Annotated in this window: 16 protein-coding genes; 5 read left to right on the forward strand and 11 right to left on the reverse strand. The window is 44.3% G+C overall.

Going from position 1 to position 11,322, the window contains the following annotated elements:
• Nucleotides 1-23: 23 nt before the first annotated feature.
• From AC5JL8_RS30265 to AC5JL8_RS30275, 3 genes are read right to left on the reverse strand one after another with little or no spacing between them, the layout of a single operon-like run.
• On the reverse strand, nucleotides 24-770 hold the full coding sequence (locus AC5JL8_RS30265; protein WP_495883376.1) for a DUF6753 family protein: 747 nt from the start codon (nucleotides 768-770) through the stop codon (nucleotides 24-26).
• Complete coding sequence (locus tag AC5JL8_RS30270; RefSeq protein WP_495883377.1) at nucleotides 770-1,546, reverse strand: P-loop NTPase family protein; 777 nt, start codon at nucleotides 1,544-1,546, stop codon at nucleotides 770-772. The genes AC5JL8_RS30265 and AC5JL8_RS30270 overlap by 1 nt, the downstream gene beginning before the upstream one ends.
• Nucleotides 1,547-2,086 carry a hypothetical protein gene (locus AC5JL8_RS30275; RefSeq protein ID WP_495883378.1) on the reverse strand — a complete coding sequence of 180 codons (540 nt, stop codon included), beginning with the start codon at nucleotides 2,084-2,086 and terminating at the stop codon, nucleotides 1,547-1,549. It lies immediately after the preceding gene.
• Nucleotides 2,087-2,537: 451 nt separating this feature from the next.
• On the opposite strand from AC5JL8_RS30275, the gene AC5JL8_RS30280 reads away from it, so the two are divergent.
• Together AC5JL8_RS30280 and AC5JL8_RS30285 are read left to right on the forward strand one after the other, a co-directional pair.
• On the forward strand, nucleotides 2,538-2,936 hold the full coding sequence (locus AC5JL8_RS30280; RefSeq protein WP_495883379.1) for a plasmid mobilization protein: 399 nt from the start codon (nucleotides 2,538-2,540) through the stop codon (nucleotides 2,934-2,936).
• On the forward strand, nucleotides 2,917-4,074 hold the full coding sequence (locus tag AC5JL8_RS30285) for a relaxase/mobilization nuclease domain-containing protein (protein ID WP_495883380.1): 1,158 nt from the start codon (nucleotides 2,917-2,919) through the stop codon (nucleotides 4,072-4,074). Before AC5JL8_RS30280 ends, AC5JL8_RS30285 begins: the two co-directional genes overlap by 20 nt.
• Here the strand turns inward: AC5JL8_RS30285 and AC5JL8_RS30290 are convergent.
• The 8 genes from AC5JL8_RS30290 to AC5JL8_RS30325 form a co-directional block, all read right to left on the reverse strand.
• A complete protein-coding gene (locus AC5JL8_RS30290) occupies nucleotides 4,063-4,251 on the reverse strand; it encodes a hypothetical protein (protein WP_495883381.1) in 189 nt (62 codons plus the stop codon). The genes AC5JL8_RS30285 and AC5JL8_RS30290 overlap by 12 nt on opposite strands.
• A complete protein-coding gene (gene fabG, locus AC5JL8_RS30295; RefSeq protein WP_495883401.1) occupies nucleotides 4,238-4,936 on the reverse strand; it encodes a 3-oxoacyl-ACP reductase FabG in 699 nt (232 codons plus the stop codon). Before fabG ends, AC5JL8_RS30290 begins: the two co-directional genes overlap by 14 nt.
• A 357-nt stretch (nucleotides 4,937-5,293) precedes the next feature.
• Nucleotides 5,294-5,602: an RNA-binding regulator gene (gene rbp / locus AC5JL8_RS30300; RefSeq protein WP_495883382.1), complete on the reverse strand. Its 309-nt coding sequence runs from the start codon at nucleotides 5,600-5,602 to the stop codon at nucleotides 5,294-5,296.
• 85 nt (nucleotides 5,603-5,687) lie between these two features.
• On the reverse strand, nucleotides 5,688-5,861 hold the full coding sequence (locus AC5JL8_RS30305; RefSeq protein ID WP_495883383.1) for a hypothetical protein: 174 nt from the start codon (nucleotides 5,859-5,861) through the stop codon (nucleotides 5,688-5,690).
• A gap of 72 nt (nucleotides 5,862-5,933) precedes the next feature.
• On the reverse strand, nucleotides 5,934-7,004 hold the full coding sequence (locus AC5JL8_RS30310) for a PDDEXK nuclease domain-containing protein (protein WP_495883402.1): 1,071 nt from the start codon (nucleotides 7,002-7,004) through the stop codon (nucleotides 5,934-5,936).
• Between the two features lie 744 nt (nucleotides 7,005-7,748).
• Nucleotides 7,749-7,964, reverse strand: coding sequence for a hypothetical protein (locus AC5JL8_RS30315; protein ID WP_495883384.1), 216 nt, complete (start codon nucleotides 7,962-7,964; stop codon nucleotides 7,749-7,751).
• 186 nt (nucleotides 7,965-8,150) lie between these two features.
• On the reverse strand, nucleotides 8,151-8,975 hold the full coding sequence (locus AC5JL8_RS30320) for a ParB N-terminal domain-containing protein (RefSeq protein WP_495883385.1): 825 nt from the start codon (nucleotides 8,973-8,975) through the stop codon (nucleotides 8,151-8,153).
• Complete coding sequence (locus AC5JL8_RS30325; protein ID WP_495883386.1) at nucleotides 8,968-9,690, reverse strand: ParA family protein; 723 nt, start codon at nucleotides 9,688-9,690, stop codon at nucleotides 8,968-8,970. Before AC5JL8_RS30325 ends, AC5JL8_RS30320 begins: the two co-directional genes overlap by 8 nt.
• 295 nt (nucleotides 9,691-9,985) lie before the next feature.
• Here AC5JL8_RS30325 and AC5JL8_RS30330 point away from each other — a divergent pair, with 295 nt between their 5' ends.
• From AC5JL8_RS30330 to AC5JL8_RS30340, 3 genes are all read left to right on the forward strand, one after another.
• On the forward strand, nucleotides 9,986-10,552 hold the full coding sequence (locus AC5JL8_RS30330) for a tyrosine-type recombinase/integrase (protein ID WP_495883387.1): 567 nt from the start codon (nucleotides 9,986-9,988) through the stop codon (nucleotides 10,550-10,552).
• A 66-nt stretch (nucleotides 10,553-10,618) separates the two neighbouring features.
• A complete protein-coding gene (locus AC5JL8_RS30335; protein WP_495883388.1) occupies nucleotides 10,619-10,912 on the forward strand; it encodes a type II toxin-antitoxin system HigB family toxin in 294 nt (97 codons plus the stop codon).
• A 10-nt stretch (nucleotides 10,913-10,922) separates the two neighbouring features.
• On the forward strand, nucleotides 10,923-11,303 hold the full coding sequence (locus tag AC5JL8_RS30340) for a helix-turn-helix domain-containing protein (RefSeq protein WP_495883389.1): 381 nt from the start codon (nucleotides 10,923-10,925) through the stop codon (nucleotides 11,301-11,303).
• Nucleotides 11,304-11,322: the final 19 nt, after the last annotated feature.

Raw genomic sequence — 11,322 nt, forward strand, 5'->3', positions numbered from 1 at the left:
ATCGCGTTTTCAACAGCAAATTTTTACCGTCGTCGTCTCTGATTTGGGTCTGTTCCTAACCTTCTTTCAACGCGTTGCAGCTTGGTATTTGTCCAGCCAGTATTCTCCAAAATCTTCTCCAGAGATTGGGTAGTTTCGATGGGAGTAGGGATTGGAGTCATGTGCGAATAAAACCAAAATAGAATAAAAAATGTGACCGGAGATAAAAGCCAGATGATAATAGCTCTACCCCAACCTTTAACGGCTGAGTCCACGTCTTTTTGGTTCAATAGAGAAATCTTCACCTGAATCTCGTTCAATTGTTCTTGCAACGGTTGGCTCAATCTCTCTGGTTGCCTGGGAGAGATATTGCTCAAATTCTCGGAGAGTTTGGTTAAGTTCGTCAATTGAAGAAGTTGTTGCTGAGACGTTAAATTTAATGCGCTCAAGGCTGTCCCTAGCTGACTGCAACTGGTCGCTAAATTTTTGATGTTCTCCGTGTGGTCGGCTTGGGTCTTCAATTGCTCCGCTGTCAGTTGGCTCCATTGGTTTAGCTCTGCTTGTAAATTTTCAAATAACAATTTCCAATCATTGGGTGCGGTTTCTGTCAGCTGTGCCAGATAGCCGATGTACTGCACTAACCTAAATGCTGGGTCATCCTGTTTCATCCCTGAATCAAGCGCAAATCGCAAAACTTTTGCTTGAAATTCTGGTGGCTTTTCTGACAACAACCTATCTAAATGAGATACTGCCCCATTTGCACCATTACCCTTACCATTAGTGCTTGCCATTACTCTAACCCCAACTGTACAGCAGCTCGATTAAACTCAGTTTCGACCGCATCAATCCAGCCAAAAATACGAGATTGATTACTCAAACTAAAATCTTCATGCTCTAGGGCCTCCCTGAACGTCAGATCCTGAGAGTCGATGAGGTCAAAAATATCGTCATATAACTCAGGCAATAACAGTTCAATCGCCCCCAATGCTTCTACAGCCTGCTTGACCTTAGAATTGTTGTAACGAGTGAACTTGTTCTCATCACCCCAGTAAAGATTCTTCATTACTACATAATCAACACGGTTGCCACAGAAATCAACGAGACGTTTTAACTGCAAAACACTATCCTTGACCCGACCCAAAACCGACACCATAGTGATGCGATAACCTAAACGCTGGGCATTCTGAAACAGAAAAATATCCTTCGCCACTGACTCAAAATATTCAGCAGCCCCAGCAGGTAGATCCACAAGCGAAACTTTAGGAGAAAAACGCTTCAAATCATCCTGCAAAGCATCAGCACCACCGCGCTGATTAAGTTTCAACCCTGACACCCCAGGAGCCACCTTATTGTAGTGGCGATAAAGCTGAGGATTAGACTGGTCACATTCGTAAGCAATACAGTTGATATTTTTGTGGCGGTAAATATCGAGTAGGATTCTAGCCACCACACTTTTACCAGTCCCACCCTTATCACCAGTAACCAACACTAAACGCCCAACAGTTTTTGGCTCATTTGTAGGTTTTTGGTCAGCCGAATCAGCCGATTGTTTTGCTTTAACTACCATTTATAAATCCTCATCACTCATGATTTGAGGCACAAAAGCAGGGCGAGAGAAATTTTGATGATTATTGCTATTACTTTCTTCTGGCTGATTGTCCGTTTTAGTAGTTTTAGGGCGTGTTGATTTAGACTTTGCAGATTTTGGTTCTAAATTTGATTGTCTTTGTGATTGAGACTTGGATTTTTTAACAGACTGAATACTGCCAAGTTGGGTCGCGGAATTTTCAGCTAAAGTCTGCTCATCAATAACTTGTGTATTGCTATCCTCTGGAATCGGAGGACTGACTGACTTTTTGCGTGTAGACCTTTTAATATCGTTAAGTAAATAACGAATACGTTCGGCACTAATATTGATATCAAGAGAGGCTAAAGTTTTAGAAACTTCCTCATAGCTATAGCCAAGACGAAGTACCCGTTCAATTTGACGGCGCATCTTTCTAATAGCCTCTCGTGCCGGGACATCATCTAATTCCTTAGCACCTAAAGCGCGGAGAGCATCAATGGCTTCAGGAATTTTGGACTTAGGAATATTATCTTTAGTCACAGAAGTTAAAAACAGAGATTTGTTATGTTTAAAACTTTGCTTTCACTCATTGCATCTATCTAAAGACTGGGAATTTAAAATGCTAAAAAGACTTCAAAGAAAGTAACAGTTATTCACGTAAATAATTGAACAATAACCACTGCTAGCTTGTAAGATGACTCACAAAGAGTTAATCAAAAAAATCACGCACAAGTAAATAACAATTGACCATGCCACATCTGCGCTTTATTCATAGCTTGTTTGAGTGGCAGTAGCCGCCAAATATTCACTGTGCCCCAATGTGGGCGGTCGTTCCTATATTTTCGCCTTGCCCCAAATTGAGGTAAGGAGCAAGCCATGCCTACCCCTGCGGGGTGCCTTCGCTGCGCTCGGCTCGGCAGGCTTGCCAAAGGGGGAAGTATCCCGCCTTTGGAAACCCCCTCAAAAGTTGCACAAAGTTCGGTATGACATTATGACCAAGCGTTCTTCTCAGTCACTCGTCCGTACCAAAATGTTGCAAGCGCGATTTAGCCCTATTGAATACGAGATGATTCGCTCAAAGGCTCAAGACGCGAGCATGAGCTTGGCAGAATTGACAAGACGTTGTGTATTACTGCGACCAATTCCACCACCACCGCCGCGACTGGGCAGAGTTACCGTTGCCACTTACCTAGAACTTTCCCGCATCGGCAACAACATTAACCAACTGGCCAAAGCCACCAACACTGCCATTAAAATGCAAGTGCCACCGCCAGCAGAACCAGAATTATTACAGGAACTTCTAGAACTGCTACGACACTGCCAACGGGAAATAGCCAAAACCTTCATTGAAGAGGAGGATGAGGAAACAGATGATTGGCAACCAGACTAAGGGGCGAGGATTTCGCGGACTGCTGAATTATCTCCAATCTCAAGAAGGAGCTAAACTCATTGGTGGCAACATGGGCGGCAATAGCGCCCGCGCCCTGGCTGTTGAATTCAAAATCTCGCGTCAATTGAACTATGAAGCTGACCGAGTAGTGTACCACGCATCATTGTCATTACCCCAAGGTGAGCGGCTTGATGACGCAACCTGGAACGAAATCGCCCACCGCTACCTGGAAGAAATGGGCTTTGACAGTAACCAGTATGTGGTTTACAGACACAGCAACACCCAGCACGACCACATACATATCTGCGCCAGTCGCATTCGTTTGGACAACGGCAAGATTGTTCATGATAGCTGGGATTACAAACGCAGCGAAAGCATCATTCGTCAAATAGAACGAGATTACGGTTTACAACAAGCTCGAAGTAGTCACGAAAAATTATCGCGCAATCCAAGTATTGGACAACAAAGACGGCTAGAGCGAGAACAGAAAGAATATCTTAAAGGCTCACGCTCAACGCCACAAGAACCACCCATTAAACAACAGCTGCAAGAACTCATCGACCGCGCCACCGCCGACTCTCCCACAATGCCGCAATTGATTGAGCGACTGCAACTACAAAATGTGAAAGTTCGCCACGGCTTAACACGTAACGGCAAGAGTAAAGGCATCTCATATTCAATGAAAGGCCAGCAATTTAGCGGCACCTCTTTGGGTGCAGCTTACACATTCCCCGGATTGCAGAAACACAAGCGAGTTGATTACCAACCAAAACGCGATGACCAACGTATTATTTCACTGCTATTAAATCCAGCCAAACCCACACAGCAACAAACACCTGTTCAACTCAACCAACATCAAGAACAAGCCGAACTTAACCCCTGGCAACAGAGATATCAACAACTATCACTCACACTAAGCGCAACTGCATTGTCGCCTGACGACCGAGATAAAAAAATTATCTGCCACCTGCTAGAACAAGAAGAACCAACTGAAGACATCAAAGAAACTATCAAGCATGGTTCAATCCCACGCACCCAAGCAGAATTAGAAGAATTACTCGACTTGGTAATAGATGAATTAGAAGAACAACTTGAACAACAGCTAGAACAACCAAGACGACGGGGATTAAGCCGATAACTCAACAACACTCCGCTCACAACCATCTCTTACTGCATCACTGAAGAAAGCTGGGGAGGCTGGGGAAGCAGGGGAAGAAAACAACCATATTTTCAGGCGAATGGCGACAGAAGGATTTACACTCCCCCAGCTACCCCTGCTCTCTTCTGTCACCAAAACAGGTTTAAATATTGCCATACACAGGAACAACTGCTCCCCTCATATCTACAGCAGCTTCTGAAGCCAAGAAACAGATGACCTGTGCCAGAGAATCGGGTTTAACCCATTGAGCGGCATTCTCTGTATTCATCGCTGCTCGATTGCTAGAAGTATCGATCACACTAGGTAAAACGATATTAGCAGTGATGTTTGTCCCTTTGGTTTCATCAGCGATCACCTGGGTCAACGCTACTAATCCTGCTTTGGCGGCACAATAGGCTGCTAACTGTCCCCCTGGTTGTACTGCTCCCCGCGAACCCACTGTCACAATTCGTCCATAGCCATGTTCTAACATCCGTCTTAAACTATGTTTCAGCACCAGGAAAGCAAGATCCAAATTCAGTTCTAGGTCAGCTTTCCAGTTTTCATAAGGATATTCATGGGTTTTTCCTATCGAAAAACCACCAACTAGATGAATCAGGACATCTACCCGTTCCATCTCGTTGACTAAATTTTCTACAGCCGATTCATCTGTAAGATTGCCTGTAACAAATCTAATGCTATCTAAATCAGTAACAGACAAAATACTTTTCAATCGCTCAACGTTTCTCGCGTTAGTATAAGGAATTGTTACCGAAGCAGGATTCTGAGCAAGAACAGTTGGCGTAACACCAAGTCCTAATCCACCCGTTCCACCAGTCAATAAAACGTGATTACCTTTCAAAATTGAAGAAAGTTTATTGCTCATTATATCCCCCTAAAATGAAATCTTTAATTGAGGACACGCTTGATAATAATGCGTGTCCATATATCTTGCAAAAATCCCAACTTCAGCTAATTACTGTTAGTTCAAACACTAACAAGTTGAGGTTCTTGGGAAATTGAGGGTAATTCAATTGCATCTCGTAAATGAGGACGGCTATACCAACTCCAATGTTCATTGTCACCCACTACTATTTGGGTCATTATCTCTCCTATTAAATTGACTTAATCAATGGTGCGAGCAGGCGCTAACAGTGCAAAAAAGACAGACTCCTTGTCTGACCTAAAGACTGGCTTGTAAAATTTTAGGTTTCAAATCTTAGTAGCGTCCGCGTCCACCACCGCCACCATATCCGCCCCGGCCGCCACCAGAAGAACCTCTGTCTTCTCTGGGCTTGGCTTTATTTACTTTCAGGTCACGACCCATCCATTCAGCACCATCAAGTGCTTCAATGGCAGCAGTTTCTTCTGCATCTGAATTCATGTCTACAAAAGCAAAGCCGCGCAGACGACCTGTTTCACGGTCATTTGGTAGCACAACCCGCTTGACACTACCATATTCGCCAAAAACACCTCTAATATCATCTTCCGTAACTTGGTAAGAGAGATTACCTACATAAATTGACATCGATTTTCTCCCTCATTATCAGCGTGTAGAGATTTAAATTTCGGAGAGAAGCCAGTGAATACTAAAAACAAACACTGTCACCGAATTAACTCTCACTTTTTAGGATGCCATAGAAGGCAATTAGGCGCATCCAGTAAATGGTTAATAGATGGTTAACCAGTGATGTGATGATAAGGATGCGATCGCGCTTAAATCTTATACCAATCTCTGTAACTATTGCTGTATAAGGTTTATAACCATAAACTGCACTTGGTGACACGAACCTTCGATCTACGCCAACAAGGTAAGAAATGATATAGCCGGCTAAACACTATTTCTGCTCATAGAAAAGTTACGTCTCCACTCTCCCCTGCTCCTGCTTTTCAAGTTCGGCGGCAGCCGTATCCAGCTCCATCTCCAGTTGTTCCACCGTAGACAAGATGCCTTTAAGTTGTTCGGGAACGTCTTTCCCTATTCTGTGGGTGGAAACGCCGATAGGCTGCGTCATTCCTTGCAGCGCAAGTTCGGCAACCGTCTTGTTTTTAGACTTGCAAAGAATAATGCCGATAGTGGGCTGATCATCAGGATGCCGCAGAATAGCGTTTACCGCAGACACATAAAAATTCATTTTCCCCGAAAATTCCGGCTGGAATTCCACCATTTTAAGGTCAATGATGACAAAGCAGCGAAGCCTCAGGTGATAAAACAGCAGATCAAGCCGATATTCCTGCCCGCTGACCTCAAGGGGATACTGGCTTCCCACAAACGAGAAACCGCCCCCTAGTTCCAGGAGAAAGTCACGAATGCGCTCCACAAGCGCCCGCTCCAAATCCCTTTCCTGTGCCTCTTGGCCTAAGGTCAGGAAATCAAAATGATACGGGTCTTTGATAAGCTGCTGCGCCAGATCGGATTGAGGGCTGGGCAAGGTCTGGCTAAAATTGGTGACTGCGCTCCCCTGGCGTTCATACAGACGGCTCTCAATCTGCATCTCCAAGATGGCGCGGCTCCAGCCGTTCTGGATGGTTTGCTGGATGTACCAAACCCGCTGCTCTGGCACTTTTACGCGATCCAGCAAGACACAGTTATGCCGCCAGGGAATTTGTCCACCAAGCTGGTGGACGAATGATTCATCCGGGTAGGTTTCCGCAAAAGCCCGCATATAAAGCAGGTTTGTACGGGAGAACCCCTTTATATCTGGGAACTCCCGTTTTAAATCCTTGGCTATGCGCTCAATTACCTTCGTTCCCCACCCTTCCTCCTGCTGGCGTTGTAAAATCTCCCGGCCAATCTGCCAGTAAAGCAGTACTAACTCCTGGTTCACAGCAAGTGCCGCCCGCACCTGCGCGGTGCGAATGCGCTGTTTAAGGATGCTTAAGAAGGCATCATAGTTGCTTAGGTTCTCAGGAAAAAGGGAATCGGTCACGGTCAAGGACGTATCGGGCGGTTACTGTATTGTACATGAACTGTAGTAACCCGCTACGGGTGAATAGGCAACCATTTATACTCGTGAACCTAATGCCTCCTGCATCCCTTACCTGATGCGAGTTAGGTTCTATTATCCGCGATACGCATAAGGGAGGTTAAGGATGATCCTGTTACCAGACACCCCCCGTGTTTCCAAATATTTTTCTGTCTGCAAGAAGAACAGTTAAAACCTCTCTCATTGGAGGCATTTTGTACTAGTTCAGCCAGCCTAGCATATTTTTTGATGCAAGGTCAAGCTGTTACAGACTTGCACTTTTTCTGTTTCATCCTTAGAGGATGTTTGAAAAGTCCTCCAGCGCGTGTCAAGTAAAAAGCAGCAAGATGGTTTGAAAAGCCTTGCTGTATATAAGTTTGAGCGGTTTTAATGCGAAAGTAGGATTTTGCCTGAGCATACTTGCAGTTTGAGGGTCAATAATTGCTTTTCGCCTACCACAGAGAATTATAAATACTGTGTGGTAGCAGACTCTCAATTGGTCTATAACCCTATATAGGATGCCAGCAAATAACATCAAACATAAAGGCTGAATATGCCGATTACTCCTCACACAGAGAAACACTTTACTGCTTCCGAAACTGTGCGCGATATTGTTATTGGTATGTCAGATGGTCACATGGTTTGACACGTCAAATAAACGATAGAGTCAAACATTTGTATCAATAAAAGATACACCATTCGTCATAACTAGGGATTATAAATTTCTTCACGGCTGAGTACACCATTGACTTGAACTGGATTCTCAGTTAATTCATCAATTATGTCTTTTTTTGGAGATGATTTTTTCTTGACCAAGACAATTACTTGAATATCATCTCCTTCACCGAGTTCTTGTTTGTACTCATCAGGAATCTGAATGAAACCATTTTGAATCTTTGCTTGAAACTCTACTGCATCTAACATCTTGATTCTCTATTACATACCGATACAGCTCAATCTTAGCCCTATCCCTTATATCTCCAATAGAGTTTATCAAAATCAGAATTGCGTTTAATAAAATGTTATAGCAGTTGTTCCTAGTATTCATGATTGGAGCGCTAGTAGCAATCAAGTTTAACTTCATTACTACCTAGAGGAAGACCCAGCAGTTCATTTCCGACTCTTAACCGCCACTTTTGCTTCATTAATGTTATCCTTAACAGCTTTGAGAAAATTGGGAATAGCTTTAGACAAAGACTGCTCCGCGCGGGTAGGTTGCTCTGACTCTAGTAGTGCTACCAAATCTTGCGTATCAGCCTCAATTCTCTTAAGTAGCTTGAGCTTCTGAAAAATAGGAACTGAGTTCCTATTTTCTTCGCCGTCTTCTTCTTGTCGCTGCTGACTCAATATCTTGCGTACATAACGGGTAGAAACACCAATCGCCACTGCCAAAGCCGGGCCTAATGCCTTTTCTCCTTCTCGCGGACGACCGCGAATCTCCCTGTAATTCAAAGCTCGTAAGCGTTCAGCCAGCCGTTCAATCTGGTCACGGGTATAGTTAACCCGTTTCTCGTTTTCCGCCAGTTCCACCTGTAGCGCCCGTTCAGGTTCCTCCTCAGCATCAAATACCATCATGTGAACCATTACTAGCTCATCAGGAAACTGTTGGGCATAAGCATCTGAATTACCTTCCTTAAGTAACTGAATTGCTGCTAGGCGATGCGCTCCAGCCAGCAATACTCCCTTACAATCAACCACCAGGGGTTCAATCAACCCCAATGCAGCAATAGACTCTGCTAAATCAGCAACGTGTTCAGGTCGAATTGGCCTAGTGTCTGCTTCTCTAGGATGAATTTGCGCCAGAGGCATTTTAGTTTTTTGGGAGCGTTCCTGTTCGGCTTTAGCTGCTGCTGCCAGATCCTGCTCATGAATCGCGTCAGCTGTTGCGGCGGCTTCTGCAAATAAAGCTTCACTTTTTGTTTTTCGTCTAACCATTTAACACCCAGTCGGCGATCGCCTGTAAATCTTTTGCCCCCTTGCAGTTTGGATCGTACTGCATCAGGGGAACTCGTTCAGCAGCAGCCCATGCTAAAGATGAGTCTTGATGCACAATTAAACGTTTAATCGATGGGTAAGCATTAGAGAGTTGTTTGTCCAGCGCCTGATCCATTGACCGACGCAGATCAATCCGCGAGAGTGCCAACGCCCAGCGTTTTGCCCCTCTGCGTCCTTTTTGCTGTCGCAGCTTCAACTCGTTGAGGACTCGCCCGGCTCCCATGACTGCCAAAGGGTGAGCATCGGTGCAGACTAATGCAACATCAGCAGCAACCAACCCTAGTCGCTCCAGAGATTCAACACCTGGGGGACAGTCGAAGATAAAAACATCGTAAGCCATTGGTGCTACGATATCTGCCAAATCTTCAGGATCTAGCAACTGAATATTATGTCCTGCCAAATCGGGGCCGCCCGGTAAGACGTAAAGGCCAGGAGCTGCTTCTAAAGGCTCAGGTGAACCACCAACCAGAAGTTCAGCAGTTCCTGCTGCTGTGGGATTTGTGCCTAACACGTAAGCTGCATTTGATTGTGGGTCAAGGTCGATAACTAAAACTTTTCGTCCTTGACTAGCCAGAACAGAAGCAAGGCCACAGGCAATTGTCGTTTTGCCCACGCCTCCCTTACGAGCTGCAACTGCAATGCACTTGTGAGTCATAGCCAAAATCGTATCACGCTCCAATTAAGGTGAATCAGAATTGCATTGAAGCACGATCGCCACAGTAGCACCAGAAAATTAAAGAACAAGATTATAGCTTTTGGTGCAGTTCTTAATTACTGTATAAGAAAAGATCATCTTCATCGCCCCAAACCCCGATGACTGCGTGGAATTTCTGCCACTTTATTGATAAGCAAAAATTATCAAAAATTTTTCGTCTCTCGTTTCTCACGCAAGAATAAGCTTTTTTGCCCTTAAGACGGAATCGTTTAGTTTGTCGGTGTAAGATTATCTTATGAAAATTGACCGACATGACCAGGCCAAAATCTTAACACCTGATGAAATTAACCGATTGTTCACCATAGGCCTAAAAACTCCACGCGATCGGGCGTTGTTTGGTGTGTGCTTGTACACAGGCACTCGAATTTCCGAAGCCTGTTCCTTACATACTAAAGATGTATACAGCATTGATGGCAGTGTACGCCCCCGTGTAACAATTCGCAAGGGGACGACAAAGGGCAAGATTGAAACTCGCTCTGTGCCAGTCAATTCTGAGTTAAAGGTACTACTAGAAGCTTACCATTCACCAAAGGTGTATTTGTTCCCTGGTCGTCACGGTAGGGGACACATTCACCCAGATTCGGCAGATAAGATTTTACGGGCGGCGTTTATGGAACTACTTATTGAAGGGGCCAGTACTCACAGCTTCCGCCGCACTTGCTTGACGCAGATGCACAGGTCTGGAGTACCACTGAAGGTGATCCAAAAAATTTCAGGTCACAGAACCTTGTCAGCACTGCAAAAATATTTAGAGGTATTGGATGAGGATTTAGAATCGGCTGTCTCAACGCTTAAATTTTAGTTTGTACAAATTTAACTTTAATTAGCCCGTTTTATAAACTTATTGGAGGACTATTATCATCCTGGTATGCGAATCATTGCTCGCAGCACTTTAAGGCAATTTTGGGAAATACATCCCGATGCCGAGCAGCCCTTAAAAGCTTGGTATGATGAAGCATCTCGTGCAGAATGGAATAGTCCAACAGATATCAAAAGTATTTATCGCAACGCCAGTATCATCGCTAATAATCGTGTTGTTTTTAATATCAAAGGCAATGATTACCGCTTAATTGTTCACGTTCGTTACGACATTAAAATTATTTTTATCCGCTTTGTAGGAACGCATTCTGAATACGATAACGTAGACGCGACAACAATTTGAGGTAACGTATATGCTTGAACTCCATCCCATCCGAACTGAAGCTGATTATCGTGCTGCACTTGATGAAATTGAAAGATTATTTGATGCAGAACCTAATACACCAGAGTGCGATCTGTTGGAAGTTTTAACAACTCTGGTGGAAGCATACGAACAGCGACATTATCCAATTGAAGCACCAGACCCAGTTGAGGCAATTTTATATTATCTCGAATCTCGTGGGCTGTCTTGGCAGGATTTAGAATCTGTTATTGGAAGCAGTGGAGAGGTTGAGGAGGTTTTGAATCGGCAGCAACCATTAACACTAGAGATGATTCGGCGTTTGCATTCCTCATTGGGGATTCCGGCGGAAGTGTTGATCCAACCATACTCTTTAATGAAAAATTCAGCTTAATAAAAGTGTGGGCTTGCTG

The organism is Mojavia sp. (genome assembly GCF_059505145.1).